Source organism: Chryseobacterium sp. MA9 (assembly GCF_024399315.1).
GTDB lineage: Bacteria > Bacteroidota > Bacteroidia > Flavobacteriales > Weeksellaceae > Chryseobacterium.
In genome coordinates this window covers 2,307,739-2,325,108 of record NZ_CP075170.1, presented here as the reverse complement: position 1 = coordinate 2,325,108, position 17,370 = coordinate 2,307,739, and the positions used below count along the sequence as shown (strand labels likewise).

Annotated in this window: 13 protein-coding genes; all 13 read left to right on the top strand. The window is 34.7% G+C overall.

The window, feature by feature from the left end; translation table 11 throughout:
• Window positions 1–20 precede the first annotated feature (20 nt).
• Window positions 21–710 carry an ABC transporter ATP-binding protein gene (locus KIK00_RS10490; protein ID WP_047378789.1) on the top strand — a complete coding sequence of 230 codons (690 nt, stop codon included), beginning with the start codon at window positions 21–23 and terminating at the stop codon, window positions 708–710.
• Between the two features lie 83 nt (window positions 711–793).
• Window positions 794–2,023, top strand: a complete 1,230-nt coding sequence (locus KIK00_RS10485; protein WP_255816499.1) for an ABC transporter permease — start codon at window positions 794–796, stop codon at window positions 2,021–2,023.
• 54 nt (window positions 2,024–2,077) lie between these two features.
• Window positions 2,078–3,349 carry an ABC transporter permease gene (locus KIK00_RS10480; RefSeq protein WP_255816498.1) on the top strand — a complete coding sequence of 424 codons (1,272 nt, stop codon included), beginning with the start codon at window positions 2,078–2,080 and terminating at the stop codon, window positions 3,347–3,349.
• A 116-nt stretch (window positions 3,350–3,465) separates the two neighbouring features.
• Window positions 3,466–4,677, top strand: coding sequence for an efflux RND transporter periplasmic adaptor subunit (locus KIK00_RS10475; RefSeq protein WP_255816497.1), 1,212 nt, complete (start codon window positions 3,466–3,468; stop codon window positions 4,675–4,677).
• A gap of 139 nt (window positions 4,678–4,816) precedes the next feature.
• Window positions 4,817–6,343 (top strand): glycosyltransferase family 39 protein, encoded by a 1,527-nt coding sequence (locus KIK00_RS10470; RefSeq protein ID WP_255816496.1) that lies wholly within the window; start codon window positions 4,817–4,819, stop codon window positions 6,341–6,343.
• A gap of 165 nt (window positions 6,344–6,508) precedes the next feature.
• The gene (locus tag KIK00_RS10465; RefSeq protein ID WP_255816495.1) at window positions 6,509–7,414 is read left to right on the top strand and encodes an NAD(P)/FAD-dependent oxidoreductase; all 906 of its coding nucleotides are present in this window, start codon (window positions 6,509–6,511) and stop codon (window positions 7,412–7,414) included.
• Between the two features lie 126 nt (window positions 7,415–7,540).
• The gene (gene glyA / locus KIK00_RS10460; RefSeq protein ID WP_255816494.1) at window positions 7,541–8,806 is read left to right on the top strand and encodes a serine hydroxymethyltransferase; all 1,266 of its coding nucleotides are present in this window, start codon (window positions 7,541–7,543) and stop codon (window positions 8,804–8,806) included.
• Window positions 8,807–8,863: 57 nt separating this feature from the next.
• Window positions 8,864–9,322, top strand: coding sequence for a regulatory protein RecX (locus KIK00_RS10455; RefSeq protein ID WP_255816493.1), 459 nt, complete (start codon window positions 8,864–8,866; stop codon window positions 9,320–9,322).
• A 356-nt stretch (window positions 9,323–9,678) separates the two neighbouring features.
• Window positions 9,679–11,607: a nucleoside-diphosphate sugar epimerase/dehydratase gene (locus KIK00_RS10450; RefSeq protein WP_255816492.1), complete on the top strand. Its 1,929-nt coding sequence runs from the start codon at window positions 9,679–9,681 to the stop codon at window positions 11,605–11,607.
• A gap of 39 nt (window positions 11,608–11,646) precedes the next feature.
• Window positions 11,647–12,471, top strand: coding sequence for a polysaccharide biosynthesis/export family protein (locus KIK00_RS10445; protein ID WP_255816491.1), 825 nt, complete (start codon window positions 11,647–11,649; stop codon window positions 12,469–12,471).
• 5 nt (window positions 12,472–12,476) lie between these two features.
• Window positions 12,477–14,864 carry a tyrosine-protein kinase gene (locus tag KIK00_RS10440; RefSeq protein ID WP_255816490.1) on the top strand — a complete coding sequence of 796 codons (2,388 nt, stop codon included), beginning with the start codon at window positions 12,477–12,479 and terminating at the stop codon, window positions 14,862–14,864.
• A complete protein-coding gene (locus KIK00_RS10435) occupies window positions 14,864–16,159 on the top strand; it encodes a nucleotide sugar dehydrogenase (protein ID WP_255816489.1) in 1,296 nt (431 codons plus the stop codon). The genes KIK00_RS10440 and KIK00_RS10435 overlap by 1 nt, the downstream gene beginning before the upstream one ends.
• Window positions 16,160–16,165: 6 nt before the next feature.
• Entirely contained in the window at window positions 16,166–17,356 is a 1,191-nt protein-coding gene (lhgO, locus tag KIK00_RS10430; RefSeq protein ID WP_255816488.1) for an L-2-hydroxyglutarate oxidase, read from the top strand.
• Window positions 17,357–17,370: the final 14 nt, after the last annotated feature.

The window sequence follows — 17,370 nt, the reverse complement described above, 5'->3', positions numbered from 1 at the left end:
ATAAAAACATACATCACTTAATGTTAGTAATTCAGGATTTAAATAAGTCATACGATACAGGGAAAAGCAAGCTTCATGTTCTCAAAGGAATTAATCTGAATATTTCTGAAGGGGAGTTTGTTTCTATTATGGGTAGTTCCGGTTCCGGAAAATCTACGCTTCTTAATATTATTGGGATTCTGGATGAAAAAGATTCAGGAACCTATGAATTGGATGGAGTTCCTATCGAACATTTATCTGAAATAAAAGCTGCGGAATACAGAAGCAGGTTTTTAGGATTTATTTTTCAGTCTTTTAACCTTATCAATTATAAAACAGCTTTAGAAAATGTAGCACTTCCTCTGTACTATCAGAATGTACCGAGAAAAGAACGAAATCAGAAAGCTATGGAATATCTGGAGAAAGTAGGACTGGCACAATGGGCAAACCATCTTCCGAGTGAACTTTCCGGAGGACAGAAACAAAGAGTGGCTATTGCCAGAGCTTTGATTACCAATCCAAAAGTAGTACTGGCAGATGAGCCTACCGGAGCATTGGACTCTAAAACTACTCATGATATTATGAAACTTCTTCAGGATATCAACAACGAAGGAAAAACAATCATCGTCGTAACCCACGAACCGGATGTTGCTGCACAAACCAAAAGAAATGTAATACTGAAGGACGGGGTTATTGAAAGTGATGAGTTTATTAAGCAGATAGTGCTTTAGCAATTTTAAAATAAGATAATTTGAAAATTTAACGATTCAATTTTAAATCTTTAAATTTTTCAATCTTTTAATACCAATAAAAAATGTTTGACCTAGATCGTTGGCAGGAAATATTCAGTTCTATCCGGAGTAATGTACTTAGGACGGTACTTTCAGGGTTTACAGTAGCCTTGGGACTGTTTATTTTTATTGTACTTTTTGGAATTGGAAAAGGGCTTCAGAATGCTTTCTCTGAAGGATTTGCCGGAGATGCTAAAAACCTTATTATTATTTCAACAGGAAAAGCCACTTTAGCTTATAAGGGCTTACAGTCTGATAGAAATGTTTCAATGAATAACGCAGACTATGATTTTTTGATTAATGCAGATAAGAAAAAAGCTGGTCCTTCAAGTCCTAGGTATAGCGCCAATTTAATGGTGAAATATGGGAAAGAGAGCGGTCTTTATCAGATCAATGGTGCTGAGCCGGGGGAGCAGGTTATTGAAAATAGAAAAATTATTGATGGTCGTTATGTGACATCTATGGATTTGACAAGGAAATTAAATGTTGCAGTAATTGGAAGAATGGTTCAGCGGGATTTGATCAAAAATGGAAATCCCATTGGAAAAGAGCTGGATATTAATGGAACGATGTATAAGGTGATCGGAGTCTTTTCAGATGATGGAGGAGACAGGGATGAAAGACATATTACAGTTCCTATTACGACCTTGCAGCAGATGAAAAAGGGTTCTGATACGGTGAATATAGCATATATCACATATAATGATAAGTTGACTCCGGATCAGGCCATAAAATACGGTGATGAGCTGCAAGATAAATTGAAAGCCAGGAAAAATGTTTCTCCTGATGATGAAAATGGAGTTCGTGTCTGGAATAATGCCAAAAACATGAATGATACATTTACGTTTATGGCAGTTCTTACAGCCATTGTTGGATTTATTGGTCTGGGGACATTGCTTGCGGGGATTATCGGGATCAGTAATATCATGGTGTATATCGTGAAAGAAAGAACCAAAGAAATCGGAGTACGAAAAGCCATTGGGGCAAAACCAAGTGGAATTGTAGGCCTAATTGTTCAGGAAAGCGTTGTAATTACAGTGGTATCCGGGCTTGTTGGAGTAGGAATTGGGGTTTTGACATTAAGTCTTATTGGTAATAGTCTTGAAGAGTTTTTCATCAAAAGTCCGAGCGTAGGCTGGGGAGCTATTATTATGGCATTTATTGCACTGATTTTTTCAGGATTGATTGCTGGATTTGTACCGGCATACAGAGCTTCAAGAATCAAACCGATTGAAGCATTGAGAACAGAGTAATCTGTGAAAAAAGATAAACGGATTAATGAAATTTATAATTTATAATTCAAAAAGGTGAATATCATATTTAAAAAAGATACTTGGCAGGAGATTTATTACTCATTGAGAAATAATAAACTCCGAACTTTTCTTACCATGATTGGCGTAGGATGGGGAATGTTTTTGTATGTAAGCCTTCTTGGAGCAGCAAAAGGAATGGAAAATGGTTTTGATAAACTGTTCTCAGGTTTTGCTACCAATTCAATATTCCTGTGGGCACAGAAAACATCAATTCCATATGAAGGATTTCCTAAAGGAAGAGAAGTTCACCTGAACTTAGCCGATATGGAAATGCTGAAAAGAAAAGTAACTGCCATAGATTATATCTCGCCACAAAATGCAAGAGGAAGCTTTACCGGAACACCAGGAGAAGCGATGTCCAGAAACGGGAAGAACGGAACGTATTCGCTTACCGGAGACTACTCTGTAGGAAATAAAATTTCAGAAAAGAAACTGACCTTCGGACGTTATATCAATGATGCTGATGTTTCAGGAAATAAAAATGTAGTGGTTATAGGAGAAGAAATTTACAAGAACTTCTTTGAGGCCAAGAAAAAAGAAAATCCTATAGGAAAATCGATCAATATTAAAGGATTGTTCTTTAATGTAATCGGAGTTTTCCGTGTGAAAAAAGGAGGCGGATTTGAAAATGACCGGACAGCTTTTATTCCACTTTCTACCTATACAAAAATGTATAATGCAGGAGACCAGATTGACATGTTTGCTATTGTAAGTAAGTCTAATGCCAATGTGAATTCCGTAGAAGAAGATGTAAAGCAGGTTTTAAAAACAAAAAATAAAGTTTCGCCTGAAGATACCAATGCTTTCGGAAGTTTTAACCTCGGAAAAGAGTTTAAAAAACTGACAGGCTTCCTTACGGGAATGCAGTTATTAACAATCATTGTTGGTACACTTACCATTCTTGCGGGAGTAATTGCCATTTCGAATATCCTGTTGATTACCGTAAAAGAAAGAACCAAAGAAATCGGGATCAGAAGAGCGCTGGGTGCAAAGCCGGCAGAAGTAAGAAATCAGATTTTGCTGGAAAGTGTTGTGATCACGCTCTCCTCGGGATTATTAGGCTTTATGTTTGGAATTTTTGTACTGATGATCCTTAATGCTGTTACACAGGGACAGGATTCATTTCCATTCTATAATCCGACAGTTAACTATGGAAACGTGTTTGCAGCGATGGCTGTAATGGTGATTCTAGGATTGATAATCGGGATGATTCCTGCGCAGAGAGCAGTAAAGATCAGACCTATTGAAGCATTAAGAACAGAGTAATTAATTTGAAAATAAAAATAATTTGAAAATTGTGATGATCAGGTCGTCAGTATGGCTGATTCTTCCTTTAAATTTTTTAAATCATTCAATCTTTTAATAAAAAATAAACTATACATATGAAAAAGAAATTCACCTGGAAAAAAGCCATTTATATTGTTTTGGGGCTTTTATTTGCAGTGGCATTGTTCTCTGGGCTTGGCTATCTTGTAAAATCTAACTCTAAAGAAGGTGAGGCTTTCCTTACCCGTAAGCCTACTGTTCAGAATATGGATGATAAGGTAATGGCTACGGGGAAAATTGTTCCAAAAGAAGAAATTGAAATCAAACCCAATATTGCAGGGATTATAGATAAGATCTTAGTAAAAGAAGGAGATAAAGTAGAGGTGGGACAACTGATTGCTACAGTGAAAATTGTTCCAAGCATCTCTGAAGTAAACGCTTCTCAGCAGGAAGTTCAGAATGCGCAGATCCAGATCAGCAACGCCCAGATGAATGTAGGAAATATGCAGAAGCAGTTTGAGATGCAGGAGAAACTATACAAGCAGGGAGTAGCTTCTAAACAGGAATACCTGAACTCTCAGCAACAGTTGTTTTCTCAGCAGCAGACTTTGAAAAATGCTCAGCAGCAATTGAATACCGCTCAAAAAAGATTGCAGATCGCTAAAACAGGAGCAACTCCTGAACTTAAAGGGCAAGGCTTAGCTACCACTGAAATCCGTTCCAAAGCTTCAGGTACTGTACTTGAAGTTCCTGTAAAAGCCGGAAGCCAGGTGATTGAAGCCAATAACTTCAACGCAGGTACTACAATCTGTTCAGTTGCAGATCTGAACGTTTTGATCTTTAAAGGTGAAATTGACGAAGCTCAAGCTGGAAAGCTAAGCGAAGGTATGAATATGAATATCGTAATCGGTGCATTACAAAACAAAACTTTCCCTGGAAAACTTACCATGATTGCGCCTAAAGGAAAAGATAATGCAGGAACTATTAAATTTCCGGTAGAAGGAAACGTAACTAATCCTAATAATGAGTATATTAGAGCAGGTTTTTCTGCAAACGGTGAAATTGTTTTGAGTTCTCAGAAAAATGCATTATTATTGGATGAATCTTTAGTTCAGTATGAAAAGAAACAAGGTAAAGACGTTCCTTTTGTAGAAGTGAAACAAAAAGATGGAAAATTCAAAAAAGTATATGTGAAACTGGGAGCAAGCGATGGTATCAACGTTCAGGTTCTTCCGGGATCAAATATTACAAAAGACACTGAAGTAAAAGTTTGGAACCCGTCTGACAAAGACAAAGAAGAACTGAAAGAAAAAGCGAATAAAAAATAATAAACTACACTATACACTTTTAAACTGTGAATCCCGGAGGAATTTTTTTCTCCGGGATTCTTTTTTATTAATTAATAGCAAGATTGTAACAAAAAGTAGTTTTAAAATGTCTTAATTTTAAATTTCAAACTATCATCCCATGAAAAAAGACTATTGGATTCTGGTTCTTTTTATTATTGCAAAGTTTGCTCTTCAATACTCGCTGATAAGTCCCGAGTATGAACTTCACAGGGATGAATACCTGCATCTTGATCAGGCGAATCATCTTGCATGGGGTTATCTCTCTGTTCCACCCGTTAACTCCTGGCTGGCCTGGATGATTAAAATACTTGGGAATTCCATCTTTTGGGTTAAATTTTTTCCAGCTTTGTTCGGAGCAGTGACAATTGCGCTCACCTGGAAAATTGTTGAAGAGCTCAATGGAAGTCTGTTTGCTAAAATATTGGCCTGTTTAGGAATATTATTTTCAGTGCTTCTTCGGGTAAATATGCTGTTTCAGCCTACGTCTTTAGAAATTTTTCTGTGGCTGTTCCTTTATTATAGTCTGATTAAATATTTTAATTCCCAAAAAGTAAAGTGGCTTTACATAGGAGCCATCATTTTCGGAATAGGAATATTAAATAAATACAATATTGCTTTTTCATTATTAGGGCTTATTCCTGCATTATTATTGACAGAGCAAAGGAAGATTTTTATGCAGTCTCATGTGTATTGGGCTGCACTTTTAGCTTTGATGATTATTTTTCCCAATCTTCTCTGGCAATATCAGAATCAGTTTCCGGTCATTCATCATATGAAAGAACTTTCTGAAAAGCAGCTTGTAAATGTAGACCGAATGGATTTTATGAAATCTCAGATTCTATTTTTCATAGGAGTCATCTTTGTGATTATTGCGGGCTGGGGAGCATTATTGCTGTACAAACCTTTTGAGAAATTCAGATTTTTCTTCTGGAGTTATATCATTACAATTACTCTGTTTTTATTTTTTAAAGCAAAAGACTACTACGCAATAGGACTTTATCCGGTGTATATTGCTTTTGGCTCCGTTTTCCTTAGTCATTTATTTGAAAAAGGATGGAAGAGATTTTTGAAACCGATCAGTATTCTCATTCCGATACTTTTATTTCTTCCTTTATATAATGTAGCCTTTCCGAATAAAAGTCCTGCATATATAGAATCCCATCAGGATCAATACAGAAAATTCGGACTGCTTCGGTGGGAAGATGGAAAAAATCATCCGTTACCTCAGGATTTTGCCGATATGCAGGGCTGGAAAGAATTGGCTCAAAAAGTTGATAAAGAATATTCCCGACTGTCAAAGTCAGGAAATACCATGGTTCTGTGTGACAACTACGGACAGACAGGAGCTATAAATTATTATTCCAAGGCCGGCGTTGTAGCCATGTCATTTCATGCAGACTATATCAATTGGATAGATTTAAGCAAAAAATATAAAAATGTTATCAGAGTCAAAGATGCCCCCGAAGCAGGAAAAGAGCTTGAAGAATCCGGTTCTTTTTTTGAAGTTGCAAAATTAAAAGATTCCATTACCAATTCGTATGCGAGAGAAAAAGGTACTGCAATTTTCAGTTTACAGGGAGCAAAAATAGATATCAATAAAAGAATTCAGGACGAAATTGTTGAAGTTAAAAGTGAATGGAAATAGTTTTTCAATTGGGAAACCATGATTTGTTAACAGAATAAAGTTAATAGATAAAAAATATTATCGCAACAATATTGCATTAATGAAATTTAACTTACCTTTGCACTATCAACCATCAACCATCAACCATCAACCATCAACCATCAACCATCAACTATCAACTGAACTATGGAAAATAAAAACTTTGATGTTATTATAATAGGAGGGAGTTATTCCGGATTATCAGCAGGTATGTCTTTAGGAAGGTCTTTAAGAAACGTTCTGATTATTGACAACGGAAAACCTTGTAACAGACAGACTCCGCATTCTCACAATTTTGTTACTCACGACGGGAAAACACCTGCAGAGATTGCTAAGCTGGCAAAAGAAGATGTACAAAAGTATGATACCGTTCAATTTTATAACGGAACAGTCGTAAAAACAACAAAAAAAGCTGATGGTTTTGAAATTGAAACGACATCTGGTGAAAAATTCAATACTAAAAAGCTGATCCTTGCTTCAGGAGTGAAGGACCTGATACCGGACATTCCGGGATTTGCAGAATGCTGGGGGATTTCTGTTATACATTGTCCATACTGTCATGGCTATGAAGTGAAAAATGAGATTACCGGAATTCTTTCCAATGGAGATATGGCTTACGAGTTTTCAAAACTGATCTTTAATCTGACTAAAAATCTTACCCTGTTTACTAATGGAAAAGCTTTTCTTACTGATGAACAAATTGAAAAACTAAAGCAGAATAAAATCATCCTTAATGAAGATGAAATTGAAGAAATCAAACATGAAAATGGATCTATTCAAAAAATTGTTTTCAAAAACGGAAAAGAAGTTTCTTTACAGGCTTTATATGCTAAAATTCCTTTTGAACAAAATCTCAATGTGTCAGATGATCTGGGATGTGAACTGACGGAACAGGGATTTATTAAGGTAGATATGATGCAGAAAACAAATGTTCCCGGAGTTTTTGCATGTGGTGACAATGTAACTATGATGCGTTCCGTAGCTAATGCAATATCACAGGGAAATTTTGCTGGTGCTGTGGTTAATAAAGAACTTGTGGATGAAGAATTTTAAAAGCTTTTAGGAGAAATAAAACATCTATCTTTTCATTTTTTAGTGTTTAAAATCATTTTTTCAATAGAGAAATCTCGATGAAAATTCCGTACATTTGGGGTGGAAATTTCAAAAACTAAAAGTAAAATGGATATTATTTTCGACCTGATTGAAAAGGAAAGACAAAGACAAACTCACGGATTAGAGCTTATCGCATCAGAAAATTTTGTTTCTGAAAACGTGATGAAAGCAATGGGAAGTGTACTGACAAATAAATATGCTGAAGGATATCCCGGAAAAAGATATTACGGAGGATGTGAAGTTGTAGATGAGGTTGAAACATTGGCTATCAACAGAGCAAAAGAACTTTTCGGAGTAGACTATGTGAATGTTCAGCCACATTCCGGTTCTCAGGCGAATGCAGCCATTTATCTTGCAGTTTTGAAACCAGGTGACAAAATCATGGGGATGGATCTTTCAATGGGAGGACACCTTACTCACGGTTCTGCAGTGAATTTTTCTGGTATTCAGTATAACGTGGTTTCTTACGGAGTTCAGCAGGAAACAGGTCTTATTGATTATGACCAAATGAGAGAAGTAGCGTTGAGAGAAAAACCTAAAATGCTTATCGCAGGTTTCTCAGCGTATTCAAGAGATTTAGATTATGCTAAATTCAGAGAAGTGGCAGATGAAGTGGGAGCTACCCTTTGGGCAGATATCGCTCACCCGGCTGGTTTAGTAGCAAAAGGATTATTAAACTCACCATTTGAACACTGTCATGTAGTAACTACCACTACTCATAAAACCCTAAGAGGTCCAAGAGGAGGGATGATCATGATGGGTAAAGATTTTGAAAATACATATGGCCACAAAACTCCAAAAGGAGAAATCAAAATGATGAGCCAGGTACTGGACGGAGCTGTATTCCCAGGTATTCAGGGAGGGCCGCTTGAGCATGTGATCGCTGGTAAAGCAGTAGCTTTCGGTGAAGCTTTGGACGGACAGTTCGAAACGTATGCAAAACAGGTTAAAGCCAATGCTCAGGCATTATCAAAAGCAATGATCGACAGAGGATTTGATATTGTAAGTGGTGGTACAGATAACCACTTGATGTTGGTAGACCTTAGAAACAAAGGAGTAAACGGTAAAGAAACTGAAAAAGCATTAGTACTTGCTGATATCACTTGTAACAAAAATATGGTTCCTTTTGATGATAAGTCTCCATTTACCACATCAGGTATCAGACTAGGAACTGCTGCCATTACAACAAGAGGATTGAAAGAAAATGATATGGATACTATCGCAGGATTAATTTCTGAAGTAGTGGATAACATCAAAAATGAAGAAGTTCTTACATCCGTAAGAAAGAAAGTTAACGAATTAATGGAAGGAAAAGCTTTGTTTAATTACTAACAGGCATTTCAATATCATATAAAGAATGGGCAAACTGCTCATTCTTTTTTTATTCAAATGGAAAAGAAATCTTATACTTTTGAGGAAATCAAACAGAAACTGGTTAATTACTGTGTTTACCAGGACCGCTGCCATGCAGAAGTGGAACAGAAGATGAGAGAGTTTCTGCTTATTGATGAAGCTAAAGAAGAAATTATTTTATACCTCCTGAAAGAAAACTATCTGAATGAAGAAAGGTTTACACGAAGCTATATCAGAGGTAAATTTTACATCAAACACTGGGGTAAGACCAAAATAAAAATGAATCTGAAGCAAAAACAGATTTCAGAAAGATTGATCAATTCATGTTTTGATGAGATAGATGAGTCTGATTATGAGAAGACTATCAGAAAAATTTTTGAAGGGTATTATTCGAAACAAAATGGTTTGAAAGAATATCAAAAAAAAACCAAAACTATAAAATATTTGATGAGCAAAGGTTTTGAATATGAGAAAATAATTGATATTTTTGAATAATATATTAATGAATTAAAAAAACTTGAAATATGACTTTTAACAAAAAAACAATCAGTTCATTGAAAGAGATTGATACATAAAGGTTTAATAATTATTTAAAAGATAAAACAGCTGAAATAAAGAACTTTTATAGATAAATATCGCCTTTATATGACTTTTATATGGTATGATTTTTGTCTGTGAGTTTAGCTGTATTGAATGAAATTATTAGATTTCATAAATATAACATCAAATTTATTTTTGATTTCAACATATTGAAATAAAATTATTTTATTTTTGCATGATTGTATCGGAATTATCTTTGATCAGATGATCAGATATTACACCTTAATTAAATATGAACACCAATATAGACAATGTACGATTCTCTTAGAAAAACAATATTTGGAGGGGATAATGTTGTCAATCTCTCAGACGTAAGATATCTTCCTAGATGGATAATTCTTGTAATAGACATTATTATTCTGGTTATATCTTTATTTCTTTCCACTTACATTATCGAAAAAATTACCAAGCAGGAATTTATATACCATGAAGATAAAAGCTTGATCTTTGCTTTTATTATTCTGGTGAATACTGTTTTTATGTATCTCTTTAAGACCTATGCCGGTATTATTCGACATTCAACATTTATAGATTTATTTAAGCTTCTGATATCCTGTTTTTGCACAATGCTGGCTATTGGAACGATCAATATTCTTTATTTCTGGACTACAGGAGCTAAGTTTATACTTACTCCTTATCTGATGCTTTATTTTGTAATTTCATTTATGGGATTATTCCTTTTCAGATTATATGTGAAAGAGTTTTTCCATATTGTAAGGGAATACAGAAGAAGTGCATTGAAAAAAAGAATTTTGGTATTGGGAATTGATGAACAATCAATTGCAATTGCACGTGCTATTCTGGATAATCCGAGCCTGCCTTATCAGGTAGTAGGCTTTTTAACCCAAAGAACAGATTCTAAAAGGGCATCTCTACTGGGAAAACCCATCTACGGAAAACAAAAAATAGAAGAAAACACGAAAGAAGATCTTATTATTGATGGAATTCTCATTGTGAAAGAGATGATGGCCAGAGATGAGATGAATACGTGGGTGAATTTATTTTTAGAGAAAGATCTTAATGTCTTCAAAGCACCGTCAGTACAAAAACTGAGAGACAGTGATTTGGGTGGATCTATCAGAAATCTTCAAATTGAGGACTTGTTAAATAGAAAACCTATCAAAATTCAAAACGAAAAAGTTAAGAGCAGGCATTTTGATAAAACAGTATTAGTAACTGGAGGTGCAGGATCCATAGGAAGTGAAATTGTAAGACAGGTTGCTCACTTTAATCCTTCTTTAATTGTAGTTCTGGATCAGGCAGAGACCCCTCTTTATGAAATTGAACTCGAAATGAGAGATAAGTTTCCTCATATTGCTTTCAAATTTGTTTTAGGAGATGTTTCTAATCATCACAGAATGGAATCTCTGTTCCAAACATATAACTTCTCAATGGTGTACCATGCTGCTGCTTATAAGCACGTACCTTTGGTAGAAGAAAATCCGCATGAAGCAATTTTTGTTAATATATTAGGTTCAAAGATTGTTGCAAAATTATCCAGCAAGTATAAAGTAAACAGGTTCGTAATGGTATCTACAGATAAAGCTGTAAATCCCACCAACGTTATGGGAGCTTCAAAACGAGCTGCTGAGCTTTTTGTACAGTCTCTTCAAAATGTAGAGGGTAATGTTACCAAGTTTATTACAACAAGATTTGGAAACGTATTAGGATCCAACGGTTCTGTAATTCCCCATTTTAAAAAACAGATTGAAGCAGGGGGTCCGGTAACCATCACTCACCCGGAAATTGTAAGATATTTCATGACTATTCCGGAGGCATGTGAACTTGTACTTCAGGCAGGAACAATGGGAGAAGGAGGTGAAATTTTTGTCTTTGATATGGGTGAACCTGTTAAAATTCTTGACCTTGCGAAAAGAATGATCAAACTATCAGGATTCGAACCTAATATTGATATTAAGATCATTTATACAGGATTAAGGCCTGGGGAAAAGCTTTATGAAGAGCTTTTAAGTGATGATGCCAAAACACTCCCGACTCATAATGACAAAATTATGATCTCTAAAGACCCTTCTACGGGATTTGAAGAAATAGATACACTTACTAAACAAATTACTAAAGCTTCTCTTAGAAGAGATAAAGTAGAAGTAGTAAGGATTCTTAAAACAATAGTGCCGGAATTCCGAAGCAATAATTCTATCTATGAGGCTCTGGATAAATAGAAAAAATATAAATGTATATTTGCATAATTTAACAACATAATGAAAGGAAAAATATTAGCAGTAATTTTGGTGTCTTCTTTAGCGGTTTCCTGTAAAGTCAATCCCAATGCTAAGAATGATTTAAATTATATGCAGAATATAGAACAAGTTGCAATCAATGCCTCTGCTAAAAATTCAGCAAATACAATCCAGACGGGTGATCAGTTGATTATTCTGATCACGGCAAAGGATATGGATGTTGTAAAACCTTTTAATCAGAATTATTCTTCCTCAGAACTTATCCAGACAAATGCTATAGCAGGAGGAAATACTCCTAATCAGGGAGCAACAATACTCTCAGGCCCAACATACATTGTAGATGCTAATGGAGATATTGACTTTCCAATATTAGGAAAACTGAATACATCAAATAAAAGTTTGACCACTTTTAAAGATGATTTAAGGGAAAAAATGACGAAATATGTTATTAATCCAACAATTAATGTGAGGCTTTCCAATTTTAAGGTCACTGTACTAGGAGAAGTAAATAGACAGGGCGACTATACTATTGCAAATGGGCAGGCAACTATTTTAAACGCTTTAGGGTTAGCTGGCGATTTAACTCAATATGGAAAAAGAGAAGATATATTGGTAGTCAGAACAGAAAATGGGGTTGTTTCTCACGGCCGTATTAATCTTCAGGATGCTAATTTAATTAATTCTCCATATTATAACCTGAAGCAAGGAGATGCTATTATTGTTTCTTCAAACAATACAAAAGATGTTATAGCAAAACAGAATCCCAACACTGGACTTTATCTGACCGCCATTTCTATTGCGGTTACAGCAGTTGCCGTAGTAGTAAGTTTATTTAATAAGAAATAAAATTAATGGATAACCAGCGAACGTCACAATTTTCAGAAGAAGAAAAAAATTCAAGTAAAATTAATTTTAGTGAAATAATCAAACCATATTTAAGGAGATGGCCATGGTTTATTTTTTGTGCTATGGTAGCTTTAACCATAGGTTATTTTGCAATAAAATTTATGACTCCGGTCTATTATGTAGAAACTACATTGCTTATAAAAGATTCCAAAAATTCTTCTTCAAATAATGATTTAGGAGTCCTTTCTGATTTATCAGGATTGGGAGGAATGAAAACTAATAGTATTTCCAATGAAATTGAAGTCCTGAAATCAAAAAAACTGATGAGGGATGTAGTTATCAATAAAAATCTTCAGACCAATATCATTGTTAAAGGAAAAGTAAGCCGTGCTGAACTTTATAAAGAATCTTCTCCTATTGAAGTAAAAATTGTAAATGAAAAAGCATCTAAAAGTGCCAATAATCTGATTAATGTAGAATTAAAAGGAGAAGAAATTTCAATACATTATGAAGGGCTGAAAAAAGATATTGTTTCTGGTTATGGAAGAATGATAAGTCTTCCTTTTGCTAATATTATCATTACTAAAAATACAGGATATAACCCTAAAGCATCACCAACTGTAGATAAAAAGAACTTAGAATTAATTATATCATCAGTTGAAGCAAAAGTTAATTCGTTAAGAGGAGCTCTTAGTGTCAATTTAGCAAACAAAGAAGCTACTGTCCTTAAACTTTCAATGAATTACCCGGTAATTTCAAAAGCAGAAGACATTCTTAATTCATTAGTTGTTGCTTATAATAACGATGCTATCCTGGATAAAAACCAAGAGTCTAAAAAGACATTGGATTTTATTGAAGACAGAGTAAGAAAACTTTCAGTAGAACTAGGACAGGTTGAGAATGAAAAAGAAAGTTTTAAATCAAAAAATAACCTTACCGATCTTGAAACGGAAGCTAAAATAGATCTTGAAAGTTCTGCGACGGCTCGTGGTAAGCAGCTGGAGCTTGATGCTCAAATAGAATTGACAAATTCTTTGCTTTCTTTCATGTCGAAGCAAGGACAATATCAGGTTTTACCAATAAATATTGGATTAAATAATCCAGAGGCTGTTTCAGGGATTACATCCTATAACCAATTAATACTGCAAAGAGCGAGATTGCTGGAATCTGCAACTCCAGAAAACCCTATAGTTGTTGAGACGAGTAAGCAAATAAATGCAATGCGTGGTTCAGTTGTTCAAACTCTGCAAAGAAATAAGACGGGATTAGAACTTGCCAGAAATGAATATGTAGGAGAGCAAAATAAAGTAACTGGGAAAATAGCGAGAATTCCTTCTATGGAAAAAATATTTAGGGGAATAGAAAGACAGCAGCAAATTAAAGAAAACTTATACCTGTTATTATTACAGAAAAGAGAAGAAACAGCTGTTGCACAATCTATTACAGCACCGAAAGCAAGAGTAATTGATGCGGCTTATGCTTTTGCAAATCCTATTGCACCAAAGACCCAGGCTATCTTATTTGCTTCTCTATTTCTAGGATTGTTAATTCCTTTTATTATTATTTATATGTTGCAATTATTTAATAATAAAGTTATTACTAAACATGATCTTGAAAAGCTTGTACATGCTCCTATTATTGCAGAATTACCAAGTCTTGAAAATGGGGATTCTGAAATAGTAAAAATGAATGATATTACCCCTATGGCGGAAGCATTTAGAATTCTTATTACCAATATGAATTTCATGCTTTCAAAAGAGAAAAAAGGGAAAGTTGTATTTGTTACTTCAACAGTAAAAGGGGAAGGAAAAACCTTTACTTCTGTCAATTTAGCTTTAACATTGGCTAACCCTAAGAAAAAAGCAATTATCATAGGATCCGATATCAGAAATCCTCAACTTCAAAGATATAATCCTGCAAGAAAGGGACTTACCGGACTTACAGAGTATCTTTATAATGACGATACTAAACTTGAAGATATCGTTCATGTATCATCTTTTAATCCTTACCTGGATGTAATTTATTCAGGAATGATTCCTCCGAACCCAACAGAATTATTATCCAACGGTCGTTATGAAATCCTTCTAAGCGAATTGAAAGATAAATATGAATATATTATCTTAGATACTGCACCATTGCTTCTTGTTACAGATACATTCCTTATTGCTGAACTTTCTGATGTCACAATTTATGTATCCAGATCTAAATACACAGAAAAGGCATTATTAGAATTTGCAAATAGCAATATTGATCAGAAAAAAATCAAAAATGTTGGATTCGTACTTAATGACGTAAGCAGAGAAAATTTAGGATATAGCAACAAGTATGGTTATGGCTATAACCAGCATACAGAACAATCTTGGTTTCAAAAAATAAAAAATAAACTTAGTTAATGATAACAACATATAAAATAGCGGTTATAGGCCAGGGTTATGTGGGCCTTCCTTTGTCTCTTGAATTTGCAGATCACTATCCTGTTTTTGGATTTGATATTAATACACAGCGTGTTGATCAGCTTAATGAGGGAAAGGATATAACGCTTGAAGCAGATGTTGATAAATTAAATAACGGACTGAAAAAATATAATGAATCTAATGGTTCTTTAGGCTATAAAGCAACAAGTCTGTTGTCTGATATTTCTGAAGCTAATGTATTCATTGTAACAGTTCCTACCCCTATTGATAAATATAATGCTCCCGATTTAAATCCATTGATTTCTGCCTCAAAAATGTTGGGAGAAATTATAAAAAAAGGAGATATTATTATCTATGAATCTACAGTTTTTCCTGGATGTACAGAAGAAGAATGTGTACCAGTTCTTGAAAAATATTCGGGACTTCAGTTTAACGAAGACTTTTTTGTAGGATACTCTCCGGAAAGAATTAATCCGGGAGATAAAGTGAATACTCTTACCAGTGTAAAAAAAGTAACTTCAGGCTCTACGGAAAAAATTGCCGAAGAAGTTGATAATCTATATAAGAAAATCATTACAGCTGGAACGCACAAAGCACCCAGCATTAAAGTAGCAGAAGCCTCAAAAGCTATTGAAAACGCACAAAGAGATGTTAATATTTCTTTTGTTAACGAATTAGCTTTAATTTTCGATAGAGTAGGAATCGATACCAATGATGTATTGGAAGCTGCTGGTACAAAATATAACTTTCTTAAATATAAACCAGGATTAGTAGGAGGACATTGTATCTCCGTAGATCCTTATTACCTTGCACACAAGGCAGTGCAATTAGGTTACCACCCGGATGTTATTTTATCAGGAAGACGTGTAAACGATTCTATTGCAAAGTTTGTTGCAGCTAAAGTAGTGAAGCTTCTTATTGCAAAAGGTGGAGTGATCAAAAATTCTAATGCCTTGATTTTAGGAGTTACATTCAAAGAAAACTGTCCGGATGTCAGAAATACTAAAGTAGTTGATATTTACAGAGAACTTGCTGATTATGGAGTAAATGTGGATATCTATGATCCATGGGCTAGCAAAGAGGAAGTAAAACATGAATATGGAATTGATATTCTGGATGCTCTTCAGGAAGGGAAAAAGTATGATTCTTTAGTTATTGCAGTGTCTCATAATGAGTTTCTGGAAATGGATCTGGATCAGCTTAAAAAAGAAAATGCTGTGGTTTTTGATACCAAAGCATGTTTAGACAAAAATCTGGTGGATGCAAGACTGTAATAGATCATGAACTATGATATTATAATCATTGGTGCAGGTTTGGTAGGATTGGCTACAGCCTATCAGACTAAGCTGAAAAATCCTGATTCTAAAATTTTAATTTTAGAAAAAGAAAACGATGTTGCATTGCACCAATCGGGACACAATAGTGGAGTAATCCATAGTGGGATTTATTATAAACCAGGCAGCCTTAAGGCAAAAAACTGTATCGAAGGTTATAACTCAGTCATTAATTTTGCCGAGAAACACGGAATAAGATACGACCTTTGCGGCAAAATAATTGTAGCTACCTCACAGGAAGAATTACCCCTTTTAGATAATATTTATAAAAGAGGTATTGAAAACGGTCTGCAAAACTTAAAATATCTTTCAAGAGAAGAATTCCGTGAAATTGAACCTCACTGTGAAGGTGTAAAAGCAATAAAAGTGCCACAAACCGGAATTATTGATTATCCGGGAATAGCAAAAAAAATAAAAGAACTTTTTGAAGAATTGAGAGGAGAAGTAAGATTCAACAATGAAGTAAAAAACATCATTGATAAAGGATCTGAAATTATTGTAAACACCAACGTTTCCGAATTTAAAACCAAAAAGCTGATTTCCTGCGCAGGACTTTATTCTGATAAGATCACCAAAATGACCAACGAAAAAAACGATGTGGTCATTATTCCGTTCAGAGGAGAATATTATAAAATTAAGGATGAAAAAAAATATTTGGTAAAACATCTTATTTACCCGGTTCCTGACCCTAGTTTTCCGTTTCTTGGAGTACATTTTACCAGAATGATTGATGGTAATATCGAAGCTGGTCCTAATGCTGTTTTGGCTTTCAAGAAGGAAGGATACCATTTTTTCGATTTCAATTTCAACGAAACAATGCAGACCATGCTATGGCCTGGATTTAGGAAAATTGTAGCGAAATACGGAAAAACAGGAATGGGAGAAATGCACCGTTCACTTTCCAAATCCGCGTTTACAAAAGCCTTACAGAAACTTTTACCGGAAATACAGGAAAATGACCTCGTAGCAGGAGGTTCAGGTGTAAGAGCTCAGGCTTGCGACAGAAATGGAGGATTGATTGATGATTTTGATATCGTGAAAAACGGAAATATCATTCACGTAAGAAATGCACCCTCTCCGGCAGCCACTTCCTGTCTTTCTATAGGAAATAAGATCAGTGAGCTTATCGTGAATTAAAAATGCACCTCTAC